27 protein-coding genes and 1 pseudogene are annotated in these 23,391 nt (G+C 60.8%); 15 read left to right on the forward strand and 13 right to left on the reverse strand.

Going from position 1 to position 23,391, the window contains the following annotated elements:
• A pseudogene (locus tag G6M89_RS00005) lies at positions 1 to 116 on the forward strand (IS630 family transposase); the annotation flags it as partial.
• Between the two features lie 154 nt (positions 117 to 270).
• Complete coding sequence (locus tag G6M89_RS00010) at positions 271 to 1,557, forward strand: Cdc6/Cdc18 family protein (RefSeq protein WP_165159609.1); 1,287 nt, start codon at positions 271 to 273, stop codon at positions 1,555 to 1,557.
• A 77-nt stretch (positions 1,558 to 1,634) separates the two neighbouring features.
• On the opposite strand, the gene G6M89_RS00015 is transcribed toward G6M89_RS00010, so the two are convergent.
• Positions 1,635 to 2,201 carry a small multi-drug export protein gene (locus G6M89_RS00015; RefSeq protein WP_165159611.1) on the reverse strand — a complete coding sequence of 189 codons (567 nt, stop codon included), beginning with the start codon at positions 2,199 to 2,201 and terminating at the stop codon, positions 1,635 to 1,637.
• Between the two features lie 169 nt (positions 2,202 to 2,370).
• Here G6M89_RS00015 and G6M89_RS00020 point away from each other — a divergent pair, with 169 nt between their 5' ends.
• From G6M89_RS00020 to G6M89_RS00035, 4 genes are all read left to right on the forward strand, one after another.
• Complete coding sequence (locus G6M89_RS00020; RefSeq protein WP_165159613.1) at positions 2,371 to 2,850, forward strand: MaoC family dehydratase; 480 nt, start codon at positions 2,371 to 2,373, stop codon at positions 2,848 to 2,850.
• Positions 2,840 to 3,484 carry a PH domain-containing protein gene (locus G6M89_RS00025; protein ID WP_165159615.1) on the forward strand — a complete coding sequence of 215 codons (645 nt, stop codon included), beginning with the start codon at positions 2,840 to 2,842 and terminating at the stop codon, positions 3,482 to 3,484. Before G6M89_RS00020 ends, G6M89_RS00025 begins: the two co-directional genes overlap by 11 nt.
• Positions 3,481 to 4,095 (forward strand): PH domain-containing protein, encoded by a 615-nt coding sequence (locus G6M89_RS00030; RefSeq protein WP_165159625.1) that lies wholly within the window; start codon positions 3,481 to 3,483, stop codon positions 4,093 to 4,095. Before G6M89_RS00025 ends, G6M89_RS00030 begins: the two co-directional genes overlap by 4 nt.
• Positions 4,096 to 4,175: 80 nt before the next feature.
• Complete coding sequence (locus G6M89_RS00035; RefSeq protein WP_394352356.1) at positions 4,176 to 4,796, forward strand: GNAT family N-acetyltransferase; 621 nt, start codon at positions 4,176 to 4,178, stop codon at positions 4,794 to 4,796.
• 2 nt (positions 4,797 to 4,798) lie between these two features.
• Here G6M89_RS00035 and G6M89_RS00040 read toward each other — a convergent pair whose 3' ends face one another.
• A complete protein-coding gene (locus tag G6M89_RS00040) occupies positions 4,799 to 5,149 on the reverse strand; it encodes a DUF5658 family protein (RefSeq protein WP_206335403.1) in 351 nt (116 codons plus the stop codon).
• A 195-nt stretch (positions 5,150 to 5,344) separates the two neighbouring features.
• The gene (locus G6M89_RS00045; RefSeq protein ID WP_165159629.1) at positions 5,345 to 7,132 is read right to left on the reverse strand and encodes an acyl-CoA carboxylase subunit beta; all 1,788 of its coding nucleotides are present in this window, start codon (positions 7,130 to 7,132) and stop codon (positions 5,345 to 5,347) included.
• A gap of 519 nt (positions 7,133 to 7,651) precedes the next feature.
• Between G6M89_RS00045 and G6M89_RS00050 the strand changes: the two genes are divergently transcribed.
• Complete coding sequence (locus tag G6M89_RS00050) at positions 7,652 to 8,836, forward strand: hypothetical protein (RefSeq protein ID WP_165159631.1); 1,185 nt, start codon at positions 7,652 to 7,654, stop codon at positions 8,834 to 8,836.
• Positions 8,837 to 8,838: 2 nt separating this feature from the next.
• Positions 8,839 to 9,054: a hypothetical protein gene (locus tag G6M89_RS00055; RefSeq protein ID WP_165159633.1), complete on the forward strand. Its 216-nt coding sequence runs from the start codon at positions 8,839 to 8,841 to the stop codon at positions 9,052 to 9,054.
• Positions 9,055 to 9,082: 28 nt separating this feature from the next.
• Here the strand turns inward: G6M89_RS00055 and G6M89_RS00060 are convergent, their stop codons facing one another.
• The 4 genes from G6M89_RS00060 to G6M89_RS00075 all read right to left on the reverse strand — a co-directional run bounded on the left by G6M89_RS00060 (position 9,083) and on the right by G6M89_RS00075 (position 11,975).
• On the reverse strand, positions 9,083 to 9,280 hold the full coding sequence (locus G6M89_RS00060) for a hypothetical protein (protein WP_165159635.1): 198 nt from the start codon (positions 9,278 to 9,280) through the stop codon (positions 9,083 to 9,085).
• Between the two features lie 85 nt (positions 9,281 to 9,365).
• The gene (locus G6M89_RS00065) at positions 9,366 to 10,247 is read right to left on the reverse strand and encodes a class 1 fructose-bisphosphatase (RefSeq protein ID WP_165159637.1); all 882 of its coding nucleotides are present in this window, start codon (positions 10,245 to 10,247) and stop codon (positions 9,366 to 9,368) included.
• The gene (locus G6M89_RS00070; RefSeq protein WP_165159639.1) at positions 10,248 to 11,042 is read right to left on the reverse strand and encodes a class I fructose-bisphosphate aldolase; all 795 of its coding nucleotides are present in this window, start codon (positions 11,040 to 11,042) and stop codon (positions 10,248 to 10,250) included.
• A 171-nt stretch (positions 11,043 to 11,213) separates the two neighbouring features.
• On the reverse strand, positions 11,214 to 11,975 hold the full coding sequence (locus tag G6M89_RS00075) for a hypothetical protein (RefSeq protein WP_165159643.1): 762 nt from the start codon (positions 11,973 to 11,975) through the stop codon (positions 11,214 to 11,216).
• 135 nt (positions 11,976 to 12,110) lie between these two features.
• On the opposite strand from G6M89_RS00075, the gene G6M89_RS00080 reads away from it, so the two are divergent.
• The 3 genes from G6M89_RS00080 (at position 12,111) to G6M89_RS00090 (ending at position 15,554) form a co-directional block, all read left to right on the forward strand.
• A complete protein-coding gene (locus G6M89_RS00080) occupies positions 12,111 to 12,965 on the forward strand; it encodes a 3-hydroxyacyl-CoA dehydrogenase family protein (protein ID WP_165159647.1) in 855 nt (284 codons plus the stop codon).
• A 74-nt stretch (positions 12,966 to 13,039) separates the two neighbouring features.
• Complete coding sequence (locus G6M89_RS00085) at positions 13,040 to 14,254, forward strand: S9 family peptidase (RefSeq protein WP_165159650.1); 1,215 nt, start codon at positions 13,040 to 13,042, stop codon at positions 14,252 to 14,254.
• A 55-nt stretch (positions 14,255 to 14,309) separates the two neighbouring features.
• Complete coding sequence (locus G6M89_RS00090) at positions 14,310 to 15,554, forward strand: pyridoxal phosphate-dependent aminotransferase (protein WP_165159661.1); 1,245 nt, start codon at positions 14,310 to 14,312, stop codon at positions 15,552 to 15,554.
• Positions 15,555 to 15,558: 4 nt separating this feature from the next.
• On the opposite strand, the gene G6M89_RS00095 is transcribed toward G6M89_RS00090, so the two are convergent.
• Positions 15,559 to 16,605, reverse strand: a complete 1,047-nt coding sequence (locus G6M89_RS00095) for a phytoene/squalene synthase family protein (RefSeq protein WP_165159664.1) — start codon at positions 16,603 to 16,605, stop codon at positions 15,559 to 15,561.
• A 165-nt stretch (positions 16,606 to 16,770) separates the two neighbouring features.
• Between G6M89_RS00095 and G6M89_RS00100 the strand changes: the two genes are divergently transcribed.
• Complete coding sequence (locus G6M89_RS00100; RefSeq protein WP_165159668.1) at positions 16,771 to 17,421, forward strand: SDR family oxidoreductase; 651 nt, start codon at positions 16,771 to 16,773, stop codon at positions 17,419 to 17,421.
• A 25-nt stretch (positions 17,422 to 17,446) separates the two neighbouring features.
• Here the strand turns inward: G6M89_RS00100 and G6M89_RS00105 are convergent, their stop codons facing one another.
• Positions 17,447 to 17,830, reverse strand: a complete 384-nt coding sequence (locus G6M89_RS00105) for a PIN domain-containing protein (protein ID WP_165159680.1) — start codon at positions 17,828 to 17,830, stop codon at positions 17,447 to 17,449.
• Between the two features lie 7 nt (positions 17,831 to 17,837).
• The gene (locus G6M89_RS00110) at positions 17,838 to 18,089 is read right to left on the reverse strand and encodes an AbrB/MazE/SpoVT family DNA-binding domain-containing protein (protein ID WP_165159682.1); all 252 of its coding nucleotides are present in this window, start codon (positions 18,087 to 18,089) and stop codon (positions 17,838 to 17,840) included.
• 255 nt (positions 18,090 to 18,344) lie between these two features.
• Here G6M89_RS00110 and G6M89_RS00115 point away from each other — a divergent pair, with 255 nt between their 5' ends.
• On the forward strand, positions 18,345 to 19,490 hold the full coding sequence (locus G6M89_RS00115; RefSeq protein ID WP_165159684.1) for an acyl-CoA dehydrogenase: 1,146 nt from the start codon (positions 18,345 to 18,347) through the stop codon (positions 19,488 to 19,490).
• 40 nt (positions 19,491 to 19,530) lie between these two features.
• Here G6M89_RS00115 and G6M89_RS00120 read toward each other — a convergent pair whose 3' ends face one another.
• From G6M89_RS00120 to G6M89_RS00130, 3 genes are all read right to left on the reverse strand, one after another.
• The gene (locus G6M89_RS00120) at positions 19,531 to 20,055 is read right to left on the reverse strand and encodes a hypothetical protein (protein ID WP_165159686.1); all 525 of its coding nucleotides are present in this window, start codon (positions 20,053 to 20,055) and stop codon (positions 19,531 to 19,533) included.
• 65 nt (positions 20,056 to 20,120) lie between these two features.
• The gene (locus tag G6M89_RS00125) at positions 20,121 to 20,405 is read right to left on the reverse strand and encodes a PadR family transcriptional regulator (RefSeq protein ID WP_165159688.1); all 285 of its coding nucleotides are present in this window, start codon (positions 20,403 to 20,405) and stop codon (positions 20,121 to 20,123) included.
• A gap of 32 nt (positions 20,406 to 20,437) precedes the next feature.
• Positions 20,438 to 21,382, reverse strand: a complete 945-nt coding sequence (locus G6M89_RS00130; protein ID WP_165159690.1) for a DUF3267 domain-containing protein — start codon at positions 21,380 to 21,382, stop codon at positions 20,438 to 20,440.
• A gap of 113 nt (positions 21,383 to 21,495) precedes the next feature.
• Between G6M89_RS00130 and G6M89_RS00135 the strand changes: the two genes are divergently transcribed.
• Both G6M89_RS00135 and G6M89_RS00140 read left to right on the forward strand, forming a co-directional pair.
• The gene (locus G6M89_RS00135) at positions 21,496 to 21,837 is read left to right on the forward strand and encodes a hypothetical protein (RefSeq protein WP_165159692.1); all 342 of its coding nucleotides are present in this window, start codon (positions 21,496 to 21,498) and stop codon (positions 21,835 to 21,837) included.
• A gap of 94 nt (positions 21,838 to 21,931) precedes the next feature.
• Positions 21,932 to 23,362 (forward strand): heme o synthase, encoded by a 1,431-nt coding sequence (locus G6M89_RS00140; RefSeq protein ID WP_165159694.1) that lies wholly within the window; start codon positions 21,932 to 21,934, stop codon positions 23,360 to 23,362.
• Positions 23,363 to 23,391: the final 29 nt, after the last annotated feature.

Raw genomic sequence — 23,391 nt, forward strand, 5'->3', positions numbered from 1 at the left:
GACAACTCCAAGCCGCTCTCAGCAACCGCTTCTTTGAGTCACTCGACGATCTTACAACGGCGATTGATACAGCTCTTGACCAGCTCTCTGTACCAGAAGTGAGTAATTATTTCTAACTCCTACTATAATTCAATCCGCAGTTTCACTCTGCAAGCGGTGTCCCCCGTTTGACGTACTATGCGCACTCTCCACCGTTGGCCTTCGTCTCGAGTCTTTATCAGTCTGCATTGCATCGATGATATTATAATACACGTCCGCGAGGATGTGGATATGTCCGAGCAGGCTGGTGGGGATCCGTTGTTCCAGTCCCACGATCCGATCTTCAATCGGAAAGAACTGCTTCACGTTGGCCACGTTCCCGAGGAAGATCGCATCGTCGGGCGCGACGACGAGATTCAGTCCGTCGCGGCCGAAGTCGGGGCGATTACGCGTGGCGATCCACCGAACAACGTGATGATCTACGGGAAAACTGGGACCGGAAAGAGTCTCATTTCCCGCCACGTCGCGACGCGAGCACAGGATGCCGCCCGGAGCAACGACATCGATTGTGGCGTCCTCTACGTTGATTGTTCCGAAGCCAACACAGAGACGCGAGCTACCCGTCAACTCGCACTTAGCCTGAAAGAAGAGACTGGCTACGAGGAACACATTCCGCTTCGTGGCGTTGGGACGATGGAATACTACCAGCACATCTGGGGAATTCTCCAGCAATGTTTCGACGCCATCGTCGTCATCTTAGACGAGATCGACAAACTCGACAACAGTAACATCTTGATGCAACTCTCGCGCGCTCGAGAGGCCCAGAAGACCGACGCCTACATCGGCGTCATTGGAATCAGTAACAAGATTCAATACCGCGAAACCTTAGACGAGCGCATCGACAGCAGTTTTGGCCATCGCGAACTCTTCTTCCATCCCTACGACGCCTCCCAACTGCGTGAGATCATGCGCAACCGTGAGGATGCCTTCCAGCCATCCGTCCTCGAGGACGGAACAATCGAACTCTGTGCGGCACTCGCCGCGAAGAAACACGGTGACGCCCGCAAGGCAATCGAGATTCTGAAAGAAGCGGGTGAACTTGCGCGACGAACCGATTCCAAACTCGTCGCCGAAGATCATATCCAGCAGGCCCAGGAGGTCGCCGAAATCAACCGCATCGAGGAACTCACGAGCGGGGCGACAGTTCATGCAAAACTCGCTCTCTACGCGCTCGCAAGTCGCATCATCACTGGCGACCGTGAGACGTACAAGACTCGCGAGATCTTCGAGCGCTATGTCAGCATCTGCGAACTGGTCGCAAACGATCCGATCACCGAGAACGGGCTCTACCGCCAACTCAAAGAACAGGCCTTCCTCGGCGTCATCGAATCCGAAAAGACCGGCGGCGGCCGCTCGCAGGGCAGCTATCTCCTGCATCGGCTCGTCACTGATCCAAAACACATCGTCAAAGCCGTTCGCCGAGACTCCTCGCTCGAGGACCTGCCGACGTATGACCACCTCGTCGAACGGAGTAACGAACTCCAGAATCGCGACGCTGACCTGTCGACGTTCTCCTAACGTCTGTCTCCCCCACACGCCGTCGGGCTGTTTTCACTCTGAACAAGGGGTGTGGGTGGGCTTCGGCGCTGGTTGCGTTACGTCATGCCAAGTAACGACACACCCGCGAGTGACGCCGCGACGAGTGCAAGCGTCCACGCGCCGAGACCAACCGTGAGCCAGCCAATCGTCGTCTTCCGACTCGAGCCGGCGGACACTGCCAACATCGCCGTGAGGTGAATCCCGGCTAAAATCGGACCGGCAAAGGATAGGCCAACGAGTCCGTATCGCTCCCAGATGCGGCGGGCACGTGCGTATCGCCCACTCGAGTCCTCTCCCTCATTGGCAGTTCGCTGGGACCACCACGCAAGCAATCGGTGTTGGGCGAGGACGATCACGCTGACGATTGTGATGCTCCCAGCGAACGCCACCAGCCCGGTGACGACTGGGTCCAGACCAAGGCCGATTGCGACCGGAATGACGATGAACGGCTCGATTGCGGGAACCATCGTCAGGACGAACACGAGCAGGTACTGCCAGACGCCGCTTGTCTCCTCGAGAAGCGAGTCTGCTTCGGCCTCGACGAGGGCAGGGACGGGACTAAATGCGGACTCGAGAAGCAGGGGGTTGAACACGGACTCGACGAAGAGAGACTGCAGTGCCATGGGAAGTGCCTCGAGTGTTTGTGTAGTGACACTCACAGACGGGAGGAAAAGTCGTTTCGATTGTCGCCGTCCTTGGGCCCGATTCGGATACCTGGAGACGATTCGGACGACGTTTCCAGCCCAGTAGCCCGGCAGTAGCTTTTTGGTTCGGATCTGCGACGACGAACACATGACCGGACGGTACTACGAAGAATTCACGGTCGGCGAGACGATTGCCCACGAGCGCCGGCGGACCATCTCCGAGAGCGACAACCAGCGCTTCTGTGATGTGACGATGAACCAGCAGCCGCTGCATCTCGATGCGGAGTTCGCCGCCGAGACGCAGTTCGGCGACCGACTCGTCAACGGCCTCTACACGCTATCGCTTGCGGTCGGAATCTCGATCCCCGAGATGACCGACGGCACAATCGTCGCGAATCTCTCCTACGATAACGTCGAACACCCCGAGCCTGTCTTTCACGGCGATACGATCCGCGCTGAGTCGACGGTAACGGACAAACGCGAAACCAGCGACGGCGAGCGTGGCATCGTCACGATGGCCGTCGAAGTGTTCAATCAGGACGACGACCTCGTCTGCTCGTTCGAGCGCACTGTCCTCTCACTGAAACGGGAACACGCCGAAACCGGTGGTGAGGGCGATGGCAACTGAAACGCCTGCGACACTCGAGAGCGACGCGACCGCCGGCGACCTCGAGTGGCTCTCGCTCGAGGATGGCGAGGAAATCGTCTGGGCCGGCGGGCCAGATCGACGAACGCTCCTGCCAGCGTTTCTGATTGGCATCCCGCTTGCAATCGTCCTGATCGGGATTCTCATCATCGTCGGCGAGTACCTACGGATTACGAACACGAGCTACGTAGTCACAACCCGCGCAGTATACCGAAAATCCGGTGTACTCTCGCGTGATGTCAAGCGAATTGAACACGAGAAAGTCCAAGATATCTCCTACACGCAGTCGGCACTTGGGAACCACTTTGGGTATGGCACCGTCGAAGTCAGCACGGCGGGTGGCGCTGGCGTCGAAATGGCGTTTTCGTCCGTTCCGGAGCCACGAGACGTCCAGCACCTGATCGGCGAGCAGCGAAAGCGCTCTCGCTCGAGTGCTGGCTCTCGAGGTGACGACGTTGACCGACCTGCTGACGACGTGCTCGAGGAAATCGTCACCGAACTGCGCGAGATTCGGACGCTGCTCGAGGAGTCAGAAACACAGCAGCGATCAGGATCACCCGCTGACCCGGATGATTCCACGACGCGAACGTCCTCGAGTGGCCACCGATCACGATGATAGACGACACCAGCGAGGGGCGTGGGAACCCCGTCGACGCAGGCGACCTCGAGTGGCTCGTCCTCGAGTCCGATGAGGAGATTCGCGTCCGAACAGGTCCGCGAATCCAGACTGTGTACCCGTGGCTTGCGATTGCGCTTGTCGGCGTGGCCGTCGTCAGCATCGCCGTCTGGATCGAGGTTATCTCGCTGCTCGGCGCGCTCTGGATTCCGGTGTTCGTCGCCCCCGCTATCTGGCAGTACGCACAGGTGACGCGGACGGCGTTCCTCGTGACAACGCACCGTGTTGCGGTCCGCAGCGGCGTCTTTGGACGCTCTGTTCGCGTCGTCGGCCTCGAGCGCGTCCAGAACACGACCCGGAAACAACACGCACTCGGCCGGCTGGCGGGCTACGGCACCGTGACGATTGAAACCGCAAGTGGCTCGATACTGACGTTCTGGAACGTCGAGGAGCCAGCGTCGGTGCAGGCCTCACTCGAGTCCGTGACCCAGTCTGGCAACGGCGACATCGAGGACCCGGCTGCCGTTCCGGGCTCGAGCGCACAGTGGCAGGCCGTACTCGAGGAGGTCCGAGGCTGGCGACGAGCACTCGAGCAGACGCGCTCGAACTGACCGGCTCGTGGTGTGTAACCGAATAACAAACTACCGACACGATTTTTATACGACCGGCCAACTGGGACGGTATGGGTGACCTGCTTCCCGAAATAATCGAGACGGACCGGTTACGATTCGACGCGATCCGTCCCGAGTCGGTCGACGTCTTCGACCTCTATGCGATCTGTTCGTCGGATCCCGGAATCGACGAGATTACCGAGTATATGACGTGGGATCCACACGACACGCCAAAGGAGGCCCAGGAGTTCATCGAGCGCGTGAGCGACCAGTACGACGACGGCGACGGTGTCTCGTACCTGATTCGGCCGCGAACAGATGCCGGCGAAACCGGTGCCGGCGAAATTGCGGGCACCGGCGGCTTCGGCATCGACTGGGAGAAACGCACAATGACGATGGGCGTCTGGCTCCGCAAACGATTCTGGGGTCGGGGCTACTCCGGCGAACGCGCCGCTGCCTTCCTCGAGCTTGCGTTCGACCGCCTCGATCTCGAGGTCGTCGCAGCCGCTGCACACGTCGATAACGAGCAATCGAATCGCGCGATTGAGAAGTACGTCGACGCGCACGGCGGCCAACGTGATGGCTGCCTGCGAAACCATATCGTGATCGACGGCGAGCCGGTTGATTGCTATCGGTATACAATCTCGAGCGAGGAGTGGGTTGCAAATCGAAGCGATCTGACGGTGCAGTTTCGCGACTGACCTCAGATGACCAGCGAGATCATGTACATGTTGATAAAGACAGCGAGCAGCCATGGCAGGGCAAGCCCGGCTGGAACGATCGGTCGGTATGCGCGAGGCAGCAGTGGGCGACAGACAAGCCCAACGCCGATTGCGAACGCCTTCAGGACCAGCATTCCCGCGAGTCCGTAGCCCTCGATTGCACCGCGCGCAATTGGATTCGATTCGGCCAGCCCCAGGTGCAAGCCGACGAACGTCGTCACGACGTCGCCGACCAGTGAAATGGCGACGAGCACCCAGAGCGCGCGCTCGAGTTGGACCGGTGTCACGTCGATTGGCAGTGAGTGGTGTCTGTAGGCACCGTCGGAACTCATACGCGCTCGTCCGGAATCGAACCGGACTGCCACGAACAGGTGGCGGGAACCAACAGAGCGTGCGACAGGGCCGCACGCATCGGTTCCAGTACTGACAGTATTGTTATGGCAGCCGTAGAACGCGAGCGCTCGCAGTAAGGGCTGATAACCGTCAAGAAGGGAGTGACTTACCACCAGAAATGCGCTGACTCGAGGCTACAGCACCGTCCCGTGCTTTTTGTCAGGAAGGGATTTCTCGACGTCTTCATAGAACGCAAAGCGAGCGGCCAGTTCACCTCGGAGCCGACTCGGCGGGATGAGTTCGTCGATGACAACTTCACTGGCCATCCGATGGACGTCGATGTCTTCGCGGTACTCCTCGCGCAGTTCCTGCTCGCGTTTGGCTCGCTCCTCGGGGTCGTCAATTTCTGAAAGCTTGCGCGCGTAGACGGCGTTGATGGCAGCTTCCGGCCCCATAATCGCAATCTCACCCGACGGGAGTCCGATGACGCTCTCGGGGTCGTAGGCCGGCCCGCCCATCGCGTAAATGCCAGCGCCGTAGGCCTTGCGAACGACGACAGTCTGTTGGGGGACAGTTGCAGCCGACGTTGCGTAGATCAATTTCTTGCCCTGCTCGAGGATGCCGTCTTGTTCGACCTGTGAGCCAGCCATGAAGCCGGGCGTGTCACAGAGATACAGCAGCGGGATGTTGAACGCGTCCGCCGTCCAAATGAACTGGGCGGCCTTTTCGGCGGCATCGGGGAAGATCGCTCCCGCCCGCTGTGCTGGCTGGTTCGCGACGATTCCGATTGGTCGGCCGTCGATCCGAGCGAACGCGGTCAGGATCTCTTTCCCGTACTCTGGGCGCAACTCGAGGACCGAGCCTGAATCGACGAGTCGGTCGATCACGTCAGTCATGTCGTAGCTTTCGTTTGGCCGTTCGGGTACGACCGCGTCGATTCCGTCCGGCGAGTTTGCGGGTGCTGTACCGGCTTGCTGTGGTGGTTTCTCGTCGGCGTTGTCCGGCAGATACGTCAGCAACTGGGCAGCGAGTTCGCGGGCGTGTTCCTCGTCTCGTGCGACGAGATCCGCAGAGCCGGACTCTCGAGCGTGGACTTGTGGGCCACCCAACTCCTCGAGTGAGATGTCTTCGCCGGTGACCATCTGGACCATTCGGGGGCTTGCAATAGCCATCGCGGACATGTTTTCGACCATAATGGTGAAGTCCGCAAAGACGGGCGTGTAGGCGGCACCGGCGATACACGGGCCGTAGAGCACACAGATCTGAGGGACGCGACCCGACAACATCGAGTGGTTGTAGTAGTATTTTCCAATCCCCTCGCGATTGGCGAAGAAGCCGGTCTGTTGGTCGATTCGCCCGCCCGACGAATCCATCAAATACAGCACTGGCCGGCCGGTTTTCAGCGCGCGCTGTTGCATCCGGAGGAACTTTTCGACGCCCTTGGCGGCCATGCTGCCCCGCTTGACCGTGTAGTCGTTGGCCATAAAGTGCAGGTCCCGGCCCTCGAAGGTCGCGCCGCCCGTAATGAGCCCATCCGCCGGCAGGCGGTCGTCCGTCTCCTCGCCCGCCCCGTCAGGATGCCAGTCATCAAACGCCGCGAACGTTCCATCCTCAAATAGAAACGCATCATCTTCGCCGCCGAACCACAACTCGAGGCGGTCGCGGACGAACAGTTTCTCGTCTAACCCCTCGCGGTACTTCTCGGGACCACCCTCGAGAATGTCTTCAATTTCTGCTTCGAGCGCGCGCTCACGGTCGGTCGGGCCGAGTGGCTCGTCGGTTGCGGCACTTGAGTCGGCTGCTGTGGCGTCGTCTGCTGCACCTGGACGACCATCCGCGTGTCCGTCGTACTCGTGACTGGCTGTCGGCTCAGTTGCCGATCCGACGTAGACGTCGACGGAGTCACCAAGGTGTTCGGCCAGCGCGGCTGCGATCGCTGCGGCTTCTTCCTCGCTTGCCCCCGGTGCGATACGGACTTGCATACCACATGGTGTGTGGGGATTGCTCAAAAAGCCAGCGCGCAGTGTGTCGCGTTGAGAGCGTGCGAACGCACATTTCAGTGGTGCGTATCGAGCAGAGAGGAGAGTGGTTCGCGCCGAGTCGATCACCACGGTTCGGTGGTCGAGGAGTGGACGGATGAGGAGGTTGCGTGTCGGGGAGATGGCGCGAACCTGTCGGGTGTCACTGCCTCCGTGGTCACCAGCACGGAGACAGATAGTGCTCTGATGGGTGCGGCCACGAACGCTTGCGTTCACGCGTGGCGTTTTTATATCGGGTCTGTTATCTCGACAACACATTCTCCGGCTGATGGCTCGAGAATCGACCGCCCTCACAGATCGACTGCGGGCGTGCTACGCTGCTCTTATCTAGCTGGCCCGCACCTGCAAGCAGCACCGCTATACGGCGATTTGTCGTAGGTCTGGTAGCTTTCGACTACCGCGTGTACGTGAACATTAGCTTTGTCGTAACGGGGTGGACCAGCACCTAACCCAGTCGAGTGTATGTCAGACACTGAATCCGAGAGTACCGTCAGGCGGCTCGCCTCACTCCGTGACCGTCTCGAGGCAGGGATGGACCGGCGAGAGTTTTTACGGACCCTCGTCACTGGCGGGTACGCGGTCGGGATGGCCCACTTTCTCGGTGTTGAAGACTTTCTCTCGGCTGCCGACGGAGAGGTGCCGGTTGTCACGGCGGTAGTACGCGAGGATCCATCCGATCCGTACTCACTGACAGAGCGCACGCAGACCGTTCCTGCCGACTGGTACGCGGCCGTCGAGACCGCGACCGAACTGAACGACCGGTTGGCACGACTGGCATTTACTGGCTACCTCGGCAGCGCCGTCGTCCCTGGGAGCTACGACAGTGCCACGGCATCCGTCTCGATCGGTCTCTCGAGCGATGCTGACTCGATTCCGGAGGCGATTTCGGCGTTCGCTGACGATATCTCGATCAACCCCGAGACGTTCATCGAGATAGAGTCGATCGAAGAGGGCCCGGATCCGACGACTGCGGAACCACGATTCGCCAGTCACATCCCCGCCGATGGCCCACCGAGCGGCGTCGCCTGTGAAACATCCTCGAGCATGGCAACGCTATCGCCGGCGCTGTACGATCCCACGGATGAACAGGCCTTTTTTGCGACGGCTGAACACGCTTTCGAGGAAGCGGACTCGGCCATCGGTGAGCGCGTGACGCTGCCCGTCGAAGGCGGCGACCTGCTCACACTCGGGGCCGTCGAACAGGCGTTCCCCGTCGAGGATATCGTTGCAGTCTCTCCAGACGACGGTGACGGCGTTCAGCCCTCGAGTTGGATCGACGCGCCGGAACCGGTTCGTGTCACCGGGCAACTCACGAAGTTCGGCCTTGCCGACCTCATTGCCCGCGACGAGGAACTCGAGAAAGTCGGCGCGTTGACCGGACACACGACGGGACGCATACAGGGGATCGATGCGGTGACCTGTTTTACAGATCATTTCTGTCGGCGTGGCCAGATTCGCTGGGGTGGTGAGATGGATCTCACAGACGGCGATAGCGGCTCCGTGAGTTATTATCCGGATCCGGAAGGTGCCGACGACACCGTGCTCGTTGCTGGACTCAACAACGCCCGCACTTGGTGGCCTGGGCAGAGCTACGTCTGGGGTGTGAGTGCGTACCACCTGACTGAAATGCAGGGCTATCACTTCTAACGATGACAACGACAGATTCCACGCGCGACGGTGACCGACTCTCAACTCTGTTCAGCGCCAGCGTCCGGATCATCGCTGACCTGCTCATCGTCACACTCTGGGTTGTATTCCTCGCGTTGCTGTTTCTCGGAACCGCGTGGCCACGGTGGGCGTTTTATGCCCTGTTACTGGGCGGCGTTGCCGGCTACGTCATGATCACGGCTGCGTGGAGGCGTTAATGTCTTGTCACAGGCTTCTACAGCCAACTCACACAGCCTCGCCGCGCTGTTCTCGTTTCCAGAACAGCACGAGTAGCGTGATGCAGACGATTGCGGCGATGAGATAGCCAACTGCGTTCGGCAACCATGACGACGCACGGACGGCGAGAACGCCGAGCCAGCCCACAATCAGGACGCCTATGACGGTCACGCCAACCGCAAGCAACAGAAAATACGGCCTGATCATTACTCGAGGTTCGTCTCCGTCCGGAAAACCATCGTGCCTGTACCCGCAAGGCATTGGTATCCGCGTCTGGACGAGCCCTGCTGTCCTACACCGATTCTTCAAGACTCGCCTCGAGGCGCTCGAGGAGTCCGTCGTTGCCGACAAATACCGGTGTCCGCTGGTGGACGTCAGTTGGCTCAACCGTGAGCAGTGACTGCTCGCCGTCCGAGGAGGCCCCGCCCGCTTGCTCGACGATGTACCCAATCGGGTTCCCCTCGAACTGCAATCGAAGCTTGCCTTGGGGTGCGGATTCGAGGGCGGGGTATCCGAAGATACCGCCATACGTCATGACCTGATTGACGTCACCGATCATTGCGCCACCATAGCGGAGTTTGAGTTCGGACTCGATTTCTCGGGCGTATGCTTCGAACGTGTCGGTCCAGTTGGGAACGCGTCCGCCAAAACCGTACGCGACGGGGTCTTCGGGAAGCGTCACGTCCTGGTCGATAAGGCGGCGCTCGCCGCCGCTGAGTTCGTACTCTGAGACGGTCTCGTCGGTTGCGATCACCATCGTCGTGATCGGTCCGTAGAGGACGTACCCCGCTGCGACGAGCGTGTCGCCGCGAGCGGGGAGGGAATCAGCGTAAATACCGAAGATTGACCCCATCGCGTTGTTCGACGTGAGGTTCGAGGAGCCATCGAGCGGGTCAACGGCGACCGCGTAGGTGTCGGACGATCCCGGAGCAGCGCCACACTCGAGGACGTCGGATTGTTCTTCGCTTGCATACTGCCCGACGCCGTCGATAGTCGACAGTCGCTCGGCGAGCAACTCATCGGCCCAGATATCGGCTGCGAACTGGGTCTCACCGCTTGGGTTTTCCTCGTCGTCAACGGTGTTACGGCGGCCGACCAGCCCCTGTCGAATCTCCGTCGCTGAGCGAGTGACTGTCGCGACGATGGACTCGACAACTGGATCGGAAACCGTCATCTATTCGGCTGCCTCGAGTGCGGCGTCGGCCGTTTCCTCCTCGAAGATGACCTTCTCGAGGGCGTCGAGGATGTGGGTCGGGTTCTCGCGCTGCCAGACGTTGCGGCCGACGGCGAGGCCAGTACAGCCGGCGTTGACGGCGGCTTCGACGGTCGAGAGGAAGTCGTAGTCCGAGGTTTTCGAGCCACCGCTCATGACGACGTTCATGTTGCCGGCGGCTTTGCAGGCGTGTTCCATCGCGTCGGGACTGCCCGGGTACTTGACTTTCGCGATGTCTGCACCGATCTCGAGAGCGATACGAGTCGCATAGGAGATGGTCGAGGGCTTGGTGTCGTTTTTGAGGCCCTGTCCGCGGGGGTAGGACCACATGACCATCGGCAGGTCGTGGTCGCGGGCAGATTCCTGGGCGTCGCGGAACTCCTCGAACATCTCGACTTCGTGGTTCGAGCCGCTGTAGACGGTAAAGCCGACGGCGTCAGCGCCGAGTTCGGCGGCGTAATCGACTGTGCAGTTGACCGGCGAGTCGGGTTCGCCCATCCAGAGGTTGGAGGTGCCGTTGAGTTTCAAGAGGAGGTTGACGTCGTCCTCGTAGCTTGGGTAGTAGCCCTCGGCGATTCCTTTCTGGACGGCCATCGCCGTGACCGCGTCGTGGGTCGCCGTCTCAAAGACAGTCGCCGGATCGAGCTTTTCCGGGACGTCCTCGAAGTCGACCGGACCGTGTTCCAATCCGTGGTCCATCGCGAGAATCAATGACTTGCCGTCGCGAACGATAGGAGAGTCGTCGATGGGTAGCATTCGGTGTTCACTCCAACAGTCGGCTATATATCTCTGATGATCCTAATTATCGAAATTACTTATTTTAGTAGTAATGATCTCGACAGTCGATTTCGTCGTCGATTGGAAGTGAGTGTATACCGTTCGGTAGCGACTGGATTCGAACATCAATAACACGTCCGCAGTGACACTTCACTCGAGCAATTCCCGGGCGTTGTGTCGCCACGACCGGACGTGCAATACGCTCAACTCGAGGACCTTTGCAACGTCGAAGGCGTTGATCGTCGCTAATCGCTCAGCCGAGATGATGCCGGCGTCGGCGAGTGCTGTTGCATCGTCGGGCCCGACACCGGTCACCGCCTGAACTGGCGTCGGGCGCGGACACGGCCGCTCGGTTGCTTCGTCGGGTTCGGTCTCGACAGCGCGCGTATGGGCGTACTCGAACGCCTGCCAACTTTCGTCGTCGCTGACTGCGATCCATTCTCGCTCGGCGTCGCCCAGGCCGCGTATCTCACTCGAGCGCCGTTCGAGGTCGCCGTCACTGCCACCCTCGAGCGACCACGGAAGGGAGAACCGTCGCCGTAGTGCATCGGCAAGCGAATCGTCGACCGACGAATCGAGCAGTTCGCGGTACGAGCAGTCCTTCTCGCGGACGGTCTTTGGCTCGATCTCGGCTGCCTCGAGCGCTGCCTGTTCGTCCTCGGTGATCTCGAGGCGACGGTCGCTATCGGTGTCATGCGCCCGGCCCGCATCCGCCGTTGCTGTGGCACTGTCTGCATCGGGAACGTCAGCCTCGTCGAATGAGAAAGTAACGCCGCTGTCAGCGTCCACTTTCGCGTCGGTATTGACGTCAACTTTGATGCCGATATCGATTGTCTCGAGCCCGCTGTCTCCGTTTTTGCCGTCAGTATGCCCCGTTGTCCGTGCCCCGGTGACGACCTCTTTATTACTCACACGACCCACCTGTTATCAGTAGCTCTCACTGTCCACTCTTGAAACTTGTCCCCTGTTCGTGGCGACACCACCCACTGCGCAGCAGACCGTGTGATCCTCCATCACGTTTACCACGCAACCCGTCGAATGCGAGCCATGGTTCGCGACCGGATCGACCGAATCGGCGTCGTCGGCGCAGGGACGATGGGCAGCGGCATTGCACAGGTCGCCGCGATAAACGGCTACGACGTTCGCCTCCGAGACGTCGACCAGGCGTACGTCGAGGACGGCTTCGAAACCATCGAGCACAGCCTCTCGAGGCTCGAGGCCCGCGATGATCTCGAGGAGTCTCCCGACACAATCATCGACCGCATCGGGGGGACGACGTCTCTCGAGACGTTCGCAGACTGCGACCTCGTTATCGAAGCGGTTCTCGAGGACCTCGCAATCAAACAGGACGTCTTCGCCGACCTCGAGCGCGTCTGTGACCAGGACGTAGTGCTCGCGACGAACACGAGCACGCTCTCGATCACCTCGATTGCAAGCGACCTCGAGCACCCCGAGCGCGTCGTGGGGCTGCACTTCATGAACCCCGTGCCGATCATGGAAGGCGTCGAGGTCGTCGTCGGCGAGAAGACAACCGATGAGGTGACCGAGTTAGCGCACGACATCGCTGCAGACCTCGAGAAGACGACCTGGGAGGCTGACGACAAGCCGGGCTTCGTCACGAATCGGATTCTAATGCCCTGGATCAACGAGGGGATTCGCGCCTTCGACGAGGATGTGGCCACGAAGGAGGATATCGACGCGGGAATGGAACTCGGGACGAACGTGCCGATGGGACCGCTGACACTTGCCGATCACATTGGCCTCGACGTCTGTCTGCACGCCACGGAGACGCTCCATGAGGAACTCGGCGACCGATACCAGCCCGCCTATCTACTCAAGCGCAAGGTCGAAGCCGGCGACCTGGGTAAGAAGACGGGCGAAGGATTCTACGAGTACGAGTAGTCAAATGCCGCGATTTTGCGGGACTGGGCTCGGCTGCGTGGCAGTTTTATCATCATCGCTGTGGTTCGATACCCATGACTCACCGCGTCTTCGACAGCGACGAGTTTCAGGGCCAACTCGAGCGCGCGCTCGGAAAAGTGTACTACGGCTGTGCCGAGGTCGGCGAATGTTTCGCAACTGCTGACCGAATCATGGATGGCGATTACGACAGCTGGTACGATGAGTGGTTCGCGACGGCCGAGCGCCTCGAGCAGGTCGGCGCGTCTGCGCAGTCGAGTGGCCACCCCGTCAGCGCTCGCGAGGCGTTTTCCAGAGCATGTGAATACTACCGGTCGGCGTACTACTTTCGCCGGCACGATCTCGAAGATCCCGATCTGCTCGAGGCCTGGCGTCGCCAACGTGAGTGTTTTCGCGCAGCCATGGAACTGTTCGACCACCACAGCGAGATCATCGAGATTCCGTTCGAGGAGACGACGCTCGATGGGTATCTGTTCGCCCCGGACGCATCCGGACAGCCCCGACCGACCGTGATCGGCTTTCCCGGCTACGATTCGCCAGTCGAGGAGTCGTACCCGATGCTCGCCAGCGCCGCCCTCGAGCGTGGCTACACCTGTGTGTTGTTCGAAGGGCCGGGCCAAGGAGGGGCACTCTATGAAACACGCCAGTTCTTCCGACCAGACTACGAGACCGTCCTCGAGTCCGTCGTCGACTACGCCGCTCGCCAACCTGCTGTCGACGCCGCCCGCCTCACGCTGATCGGCCGGAGCTTCGGCGGCTACCTCGCGCCGCGAGCAGCCACCGGCGAGCACCGCTTAGCCGCGCTCGTCGCTGATCCCGGCCTGTACGATCTTGGCAGCCTCGTCGCTGCACTCGTTCCCGAGGAGCTACGCGAGGGCGTGCTCGCCGGCGATAGCGACGCCGATGCCGCCCTCGAGAGCCAACTCGAGGACCCACACGCCCTCGAGTATTTCGGGTCGCGGATGGCCGCCCACGGCGTCGATTCGCTCGGCGAGTACGTCCGCGAACTTCAAGAGTATACGCTCGCGGACCGCCTCGAGTCGATCACGTGCCCGACGCTCGTCACCGGCAACGAATCGGATCGCCTCGCTGTCCAGTCGGCAGACTTCGCCAACGCACTCACTGCGCCGTCGCAGTACATCGAGTTTACCGACGCGGAAGGGGCTGGCGGCCACTGCGAGGGAATGGGGCAGGCGGTGTTCCACCAGCGCCTGTTCGACTGGCTCGACGAGACGCTCGAGCGAGTCGACTCGAGCGCGGAGGCGCAGTAAGCCTCGAGCACCTCACTCCAAATCTTCTTGGCGCTCACAGCCGAGGACTCGAGCAATGGAACACTCGTCCGATGCTGGGACGGATCGCGGCCAACCGGAAGCCAACTCGCGCGTGTCCGCCCGGGTCCAGAAGATCCAACCCCAGCAGATTCGCGTCATGTTCGAACTCGCCAGCGCGGTCGAATCCGAAGCTGACGGCGACGCCGATCTCGTCCACCTCGAGTTCGGCGAACCCGACTTCGAGACGCCCGAAAACGTCGTCGCAGCCGCGTTCGAGGCAGCACGCGAGGGCGAGACGAAGTACACCTCGAACGCGGGACTCCCGGTACTCAGGGAGGCCATCGCAGAGCGCTGCAGCGCCGGCCGAGATCGTCCGGTCGATCCCGATTCGGAGGTCATCGTCACGAACGGCGGCGTCGAGGCGTTACATCTCGCGATTCACACAGTTGCCAATCTCGGCGACGAGGTCGTGATTCCGACACCCGCGTGGCCGAATCCCATCTCGCAGGCGAAACTTGCTGATGCCGTCCCTGTCGAGGTTCCCATGCCCGCTGAGACTGGATTTGAGCCCGACCCGGATCGCATTATCGACGCTATTGGCCCGGAGACAGCCGCCGTCATGTTAACCTCGCCGTCGAACCCAACTGGGCGCGTGTTCTCCGAACCTGCCATCGAGCGCGTCATCGAAGCCGCCGTTTCCCACGAGGCCTACGTCATCGCCGACGAGGTGTACCGAGAGCTGACCTACGAGGAGAGTCCGCCTCGAGCCGTTGCCCTCACTGACCACGACGAGTGGGTGCTCTCGGTCAACTCGACCTCAAAAACGTACGCGATGACCGGCTGGCGCGTCGGCTGGCTCACCGGCCCCGACGACGTGGTCACCGAAATGACAAAGATCCATGAGAGTACAACCTCCTGTGTCAACACGCCCGCGCAGTACGCCGCACTCGAGGCCCTGACCGGTCCCCAAGAACCGTTCGAGAAGATGCACGCTGCCTTTCGCGAGCGACGGGAGTTCGTTATCAGCCGCCTCGAGTCGATTCCCCACATCTCGGTCGCCGACCCCGAAGGCGCGTTCTACGCATTCGTCGACGTGAGCGCGCTTTCGGGCTCGAGTACGGAGATTGCGAAGCGTCTGTTGTACGACTACGGTGTCGTCGCTGCGCCCGGAGCGGCGTTCGGCGCTGGCGGCGAGGGCCACCTGCGACTGAGTTTCGCGAACGACCACACACGGCTCGAGTTGGGACTGGATCGACTCGAGACGATGGTTCGGGACGAACTCGGCGAGAAACGCGAGTAATCGCTTACTGGTGGAGCGGCTGTTCGGCCATAATCTGGCGTAACTCCTCGAGTCGGGCGCGTGAGACGCCCTCTTCGAACTGCTGGATCAGGGTATAGACCTCGGCGCGTGGGACCTTCACGTCACCCTCTTCGACGACATCCTCGGGTCGTTCCTGGAGTTCGCGCATCGTTCCAACCGCGAGCAGGTACGGAATAGCCCACGCCGAGAGGCGATTACCGTGACGTTCCGGCACGACCTCGAGATAGCGATGGGCGTCGTCGAGGTACGTCTCCGCGCGATTGGTCACGCGCTGGATGACGTTCGTGACGCCAGTGTGGTGCGATTCGTCCGTGACGGCCTCGACGTCGACGTTTTCTTCTTCGAGCCACTCGGCGGGGAGATAGACGTTGTTCTCCTCGTGATAATCGTCCTCGACGTCTTTGGCGATGTTAACCAGCTGTAGCAAGAGCGCAAACGAGCGAGCGTTCGCCTGCATCTCTGCGGCTCGCTCCTCGGAGGCTCCCCGGGCGACCAACCCCGTAATCAGCGTGCCGACCGTGCCAGCAGCGTACCAGCAGTACTCCTCGAGTTCCTCGAGTGTCTGCAGGCGCAGCCCGCCTTCGTCGGCGTAGCGGTCGGTGAACATCGCCATCCCGTCGACGAGTTCGCGTACCGGTTCGCGCATGATCTCGCGTGGCTCTTCCTCGAGTGATTCGAACGTTCGAAGGACGCGTGGCGTCTGGGCGACGACTTCCCAGTCTGGGCTTCGGTCGTCTGGAATCCACGGTTTGACATCGTCCATGAACGTCTCGACAGACTGGTCGGTCTCGGGATCGAGTAATTGATCGTACGTCGAGAGCAGTTCGGTCTGTTCAGATGGGGGAATATGTCCCGCATCCTCAATCGTATCTGCAATCCTACATAGGAGATAGCCGAGACAGATGTGTCTCGCCATCGGCTCCTCGAGGCGATCGATCGTGATCGAGAAAGTCCGCGAAACGCCGTGTACCGCGTCGTAACACCACTCGAGATCGGCGTCGGTTGTGAGTTCGGGCTGGCCGGTGGTCATCTACTCGCTCTTACTTAGGGGTCATCCCGGAAAAATATCGTGGTCGCGGCGTGATACACTGTCTGTCCTCCTCGAGAGGTCAAATTTGGTCCCCAGTAGCTCGATGAGGGTGCCCCGGCACCACCCAGGCCAACGGCTTTTCTTGTCGGCGGCGAATGGTGTTCCATGACGGAGACACTTCTCGTCGCAGGCGCACACGGCGCAACAGGACAGCACGTCACGGAGCGGCTTGCAGCACGTGACGAGTACGAGGTGCGTGCGATGATCCGCGACGACGACCAGGCCGACGAACTGGAATCGCTCGGCGGCGATCCGGTCGTGGCTAATCTCACCGAACCCGACTCGCTCGAGTCCGTTGTGGAGGGCTGCGATGGCATCGTGTTCGCTGCGGGATCGAACGGCAACGACGTCTACGGCGTCGACCGCGACGGGGCGATCAACCTGATCGACGCCGCCGAAGACGCAGGCGTCGACCGATTCGTCATGCTCAGTTCGATGGGCACCGACGATCCCGAAGCCGCCCCCGACGCACTCGAAGACTACCTCATCGCGAAAGCCGAAGCCGACGAGTACCTCCGGCAGAGCGGCCTCAGCTACACCATCGTCCGCCCCGGTGAACTAACGACTGACGCCGGCACCGGCGACATTCGAGCAGCCGACAGCCTCGAGATGGACGCCGGTGACATTCCGCACGAAGACGTCGCCGCAGTGCTCGTTACCGCCCTCGAGTTCGATCCTGTCTTCGGCGAAACGGTCGAGATACTGGGTGGTAAGACGGCGATTGAAGACGCACTCGAGGAGATCGGATCGTCGTAACCCGCGCTCGATTTACGCGACAAAATTAGGATTCTGGCTCGTACTCTTCGATAGCGATACGCTCGTCTATGACCGCATCGAACGCGTTGTCCGAGGAAATGACCGAATCCTCATCCGCGTAGGCAATATGATAGGAGTCAAACGCAGTGAGTCCGTTCTGATCCATTAAATCCGCTGCTTGGAACAGTACGTCAGTTTCTTCGGGAACCGTTGCAATCTCGAGAATATACGCGAGCGCCTCCATCCGATCAAATTCAAATCGGTCTGAAATCATAAGCAACTCGAGCAGCGTCGCTCGCGAGGTGTAAATCTCACCCTGATTTTCGAGTGCGATAGTAGCGGCACGCTCTTGGAGCCAGTCGTCGTCTTTCACTAATGCGAGAAAAAAGTCGGTATCTGCGTACATCATCGATAGGTCACGGTTCCATGCTATCGACTGCATCTTCTCGAGCGGCCGTTCGCGCTTCGCGCTTGATTTCTGCGATGGATTTATCGTTGAAGGCATCACCGACAGCCTCACGAAGGCCGTCGATTGGATCGTCAGCAAGTGGGATTAGTTCGACTCGATCCTCGAGTTCAACGACTCGGTATCGATCACCGTGTTTCTCTCGAATCTCGTGCGGGATGACGATTCGACCACGATCATCAGCCTCTGCTGTTTTGCTCATGTGATAGTGGTCTTATGTGGGGATCAAACAAAAATATTCCCACTGTTATTCTAGCGTTCCCCATCACTCATCCGATAAACGCAGGAGTCTCGGCCAGTAACATGGCCATATAATAACCGTCAATATCACCGATCTATTCTGGCTACGAACAGGTACACGTCATTCGTTATGCATTCTTCAAACGGAAGTAAACTGGCTTGAGGTGGTCGTTTTCGGGCGCGAACAGTAAAGGAGGGCCCGCACGTTAGCCCGTATATGGACTTTGCACTCTCGGCCGAACAGGAACAGATTCGCGAGATGGTCGCCGAGTTCGTCGACGAGGAAATCGTCCCCGTTGCGAGCGAAATCGACCACGACGACGAGTTCCCCGCGGAGCTCGTCAGCGAGATGGCCGACCTCGGGCTGCTGGGAATGCCCTTCCCCGAGGAGTACGGCGGTGCAGGCCTGGATTATCACTCCTATGCGATTGGGTTAGAAGAAATCTCTCGAGGTTCCGGTGGACTCGGGACGGTCGTCGCCGCCCACACCTCGCTTGCGGGCAACATGCTCTACGAGTTCGGCGACGAGTCCCAGAAAGAGGAATTCTTGACGCCGCTTGCGGAGGGACGCGACATCGGCGCGTTTGCGCTCTCGGAGGCCGGTGCAGGGAGTGACGTGCCGGCGATGGAGACCACCGCAGAGAAAGACGCCAACGAGTACGTCGTCAACGGCGGCAAGCTCTGGATCTCGAACGGCTCCGTCGCGGACACGGTCACGGTCTTTGCGAAGACAGACCCCGAGGCAGGCAATAAGGGCATTTCGTCGTTCGTCGTCCGCCCCGAAGAAGACGACGGCTTCATCGTCGAAGGGACGGAGGAGAAACTCGGCGATAAGGGCTGTCCGACCGCCGAACTCCGGTTCGATGAGCTTCGACTATCCGAGGACCGCTTGCTCGGCGAGGAAGGCGATGGATTCGTTCACGCGCTGAAGACCCTCAATGGCGGCCGGATAACCATCGCCGCTCGCGGTGTCGGCATCGCCCGTGCAGCCTTTGAGGAGGCCCGCGACTACGCCAACGAGCGCGAGCAGTTCGGCCAGCCAATCGGCGAGTTCCAGTCGATCAAGCACAAACTGGCCGATATGGACACGAAGATTCAGGCCGCGAAGCTGCTCATGCACAAGGCCGCAGACAAGAAAATCCGCGGCGAGAACTACATCAAAGACGCCGCCCAGGCCAAACTCTACGCCTCCGAGGTGAGCCGCGAGGTCGCCAACGAAGGCATCCAGATCCACGGCGGCTACGGCTACACGAAGGACTTCCCCGCCGAGCGATTCTACCGCGACGCCAAACTCAACGAAATCTACGAGGGCACGAGCGAAGTGCTGCGGAATACGATTGGGGATCAGTTGCTCGAGGAGTGAGCCACGAGTACTGACGACCCGTCTGACCACATCTTGATTTTCACGTTCTCGAGTGTGCCCGTTCGTGATGCCAACCGCCGAAGACACCAAGCGGGAGAATCAGCCACCCGGCAGCCATCGCTGCGAAAAGGAGGCCGGCAGGAAACATGATGAATCCGAAGATGATCGCCTCGAGAACGGCCATCTCGCCGGTTGTAACGTTCGAAATGGCGAGAACGACGGCGGGGCCGAGCGCCCCTGCGATGAGACTGCCCATTGCCGTGACGGCCCCGAGGATCGCACCGTGGAACGGGCGGCGCGTCTCGGACGAGATCGTTCGCCAACAGAGCGTCCCGATGAGAAACGCACTCACAATCGAAACTGGGAACGCGAACATGCCGCCGACGAGGACGAATCCGAGCATATCGGACTCGAGTCCTGCGAGCAAGAGCGTCCACGTTCCGCCGAACCAGAGCACGGCTGCGAGCAGTCCCGTCGCGGCCATCGCAATCCCACCGCCAATATCGCGTCGACTCGCATACGGAAGCCGACCCGGCCCATACCGATGGCAAAGTCGTCGTCCCATACCGAATACTATTGTCGAGCCAACATAAACTCTTGTTCCAGAAATTGCTGTTCGAGTCGTCCTCGCTACTCCTCGAGACACTCACAAACCCATTCATAATGCTCCCGAACGCGCCGTTCGCCGCCGTCCGTTAGCGCGTAAACATCGTGCAGTCCCGCGGTCCGTTTCTCGACGAAGCCCGAATCCTCGAGCGCCGAGAGCGTCCCGTAGAACGATTTCGGTTCGATATGCTCGTCGTAGTGGGCCTCGAGTTGCGATTTCAACTGCTGGCTACGCAGTTCACCGTCCTCGCTTGCGACGAGCAGGAAACAGATGTCTCGTCGTCGCCCGCTCTGAAGCCACTTGGTCATACGGCTCTCTCGAGTGGGCAGGCGCTCGAGCGTTACGGTTTCGTTGCTGTGATGCTGTCTCGAGTCGCCCCCACGAGCGCCCACAATATGCCGCCAGCCATTGCGAGCGCGAGGATGAGTGAGGTTCCAACCTCGAGTGAGGCACTCGAGCCGTGGCGTTCGTGGCGAAAGAGCAGCCAGAACCCCTCAGACGCGCCGAAAATCACGTCGCCAGAGCCGACGGCGAGCGAGCCGAGTACGGCGACGATGCCGACAGCGATGAGGCCAGCGAGCGTCCCAACTGCACCGATGACGACGCGAGCGAGGGCGACCGAGCCGCGCCGTCGGGTAATTGTGTCGGTGCTCGAGTCGCTATCTGCAGGCGGGTAGATCGAGAGCCCCTGCACGTCACTCGGCGGATCACTCACACGGACGTTCGTGGGGTACTGCAACAGGGTGCCGGCCATCCAGAGGTCGCCAACGGAGCCGGCGACGTTCGCAGCGAGCGGGATGATCAGGATGCTCGAGGGGACCACAGCCAGCGCGAGCAGGCCAACGGCCGTGATAACGACCAGCGGCGCAAGCAAGATGACGAGCAACTGTGTGCGCGTGAAACTCGCGTCGGTCTCGGCGTAGGCATAGGGTAGGACGAAGTAGGAGACGCCAAGACCGTACGTCGTTTCCCCGCCGTAGACGGCCATGCAGACGCCGTGGAGTAACTCGTGGAGGACGACGACCAGCGCGATCAACACCAACGAGATGACGAGTACGCGATTGATGCCAGTCGGCGTGGCCGCGATGACGATTGGCTCGAGAGGCCGTCCACGAATCATCGCCTGCACGGCGGCGAAGGCGTACGCAGAAACGAAAAACGCGGCTGTTGCGCCGGCGAGCCACTGCCAGGCGACGCGGCGCGTGAGTCGGACCGTCGCAACCGGTTCGGTGGCGTCGCTTCCGGGTCGATCCGCACCACCGTTATCCGCTGGGTCCGAAGCCATGCGACACACGACAGCCAGTCCCGGCGGGGATACAAAATTGGTGTCGGTCTGTCCCCACATCGACGGTCGTCCGAAACCGACACCTTCCCGGTACTGGACTCCCGAACGTGCGTATGACCGATCCGACGCACGAGCCGGATACCGAGACATCCTCCGAAAGCGAGCAAACCGCCACACAGGATGGCATTACGGCGACCTACGACGAAACCGAGTCCGAACGCATCCTCAAGTTCGTTGTAACCGGCGATTCGGAAACGGCCCGCGCCAGCGCCACTGCAGCAATCGCCCAGAACATCGACGGCTACGCCATGCTAAAGGTACGTCCAACCGCCGAGGGCGATGAACTCGAGCGCTACTACGGCTTCGACATGGCTCTCGATCACGTGGGAGAACTACTCGGCGTGTCACCGCACGACCTGCCGGTGCCGGACGCTGCTGCGGACATGGGAATGTGACAGATCGAAGAGGACTCGAGCCAGCGTTCCCAGCAGGGGGTCAAAAGCGGGAATCATAAATACACAGAGTCGAACCTTCCAGACAAGACTAGCCGTGGCAACTGATCCGTTCCCCCGGCCGATCCGGACTCATCGACGCTTTTCTGCACTGCTTGCAGCGACTGCACTCGGCGTCTATCTCTTATTGATCATCGGGGCGACGACCTCGATCACAAACGCCGCGTCGGCCTGCTCGACGTGGCCAGTCTGTCACGCACCGACTGACCCAGTCAGTCAGACCGAACTCGCAATCGCCTGGGGCCACCGCCTCACCGCTGTCGTCGTCGGCCTGCTCGTCGCTGCAACCGCCGTCGTTGGCGCTCTTGGCGACGCCTCGAGTCGCGTGCGCCGAACACTGTTCGCCTCGAGCGCGCTCTACGTCGTCCAGATTGGCGTCGGCGCGGCAACCGCGACGCTCGGCCCGGCCGCAGTCACGCCGGGACTGCATCTCGGACTCGGCGTCGCCATCTTCACCGGCATCGTCCTCGCACTCGCCTGGGATCTCGAACGTGCAACCGGCGACGAGAACGATACCATCGACATGCGCGGTGAACCCGAGCCGATCGAAGCCACTCCCGACGCAGCGGGCAAGCGCCCTCTCCCCGCCGGTGGCATCGCTCGAGCGCGCCTCACCGCCTTTGCGTATTTCAAGATGATGAAGCCGCGGCTGATGTGGCTGCTCTGTCTCGTCGCCGCCGCAGGAATGGCACTCGCTGCCGGCCCCACACTCGATCGCTACACCATCGTCGCGACGCTCGGCGGCGGCGTCCTCGCAATCGGTGCGAGCGGAACGTTCAACCACGTCCTCGAGCGCGATGTCGACCAGAAGATGTCTCGGACTGCGGACCGGCCGCTAGCGAACGACCTGATCCCGGTCTCGCATGCACTCGCGTTCGGCGGCCTGCTGACGGTTGCCTCGCTCGGCGCGTTCGCGACGATCAACATGCTGGCAGCAGCACTCGGACTCGCCGCCATCCTGTTTTACAGCGTTGTCTACACACTCCTGCTGAAACCGAATACGGTCCAGAACACGGTTCTCGGTGGACTTGCGGGTGCGCTGCCAGCGCTGATCGGCTGGGCTGCAGTCACGAACGAAATCGGCATGCCCGCGCTCGCGCTCGCGGGCGTCATTTTCCTCTGGACACCAGCGCACTTTTACAACCTCGCACTGGCGTACAAGGACGACTACGCCCGTGGCGGCTTCCCGATGATGCCGGTTGTTCGCGGCGAAACCGAAACCCGCAAACACATCATCTACTATCTCGCCGCGACGCTCGTCTCTACGGTCGCACTCGCCTGGCTCACCGATCTCGGCGCGCTCTACGCCGCGACAGTCGCCATCTTTGGCGGCATCTTCCTCTGGGCCGCTGTTGTGCTCCACTTCGAGCAAACCGAAGCCGCTGCGTTCCGATCGTTCCACGCCTCGAACGCCTTCCTCGGAGCCGTTCTCGTGGCCGTCCTCGTCGACGCACTCGTCCTCGTCTAACGCTCGAGTATTACTCAGTCATCGCCGTC

Source organism: Natronolimnobius sp. AArcel1 (assembly GCF_011043775.1).
Taxonomy (GTDB): Archaea; Halobacteriota; Halobacteria; order Halobacteriales; family Natrialbaceae; genus Natronolimnobius.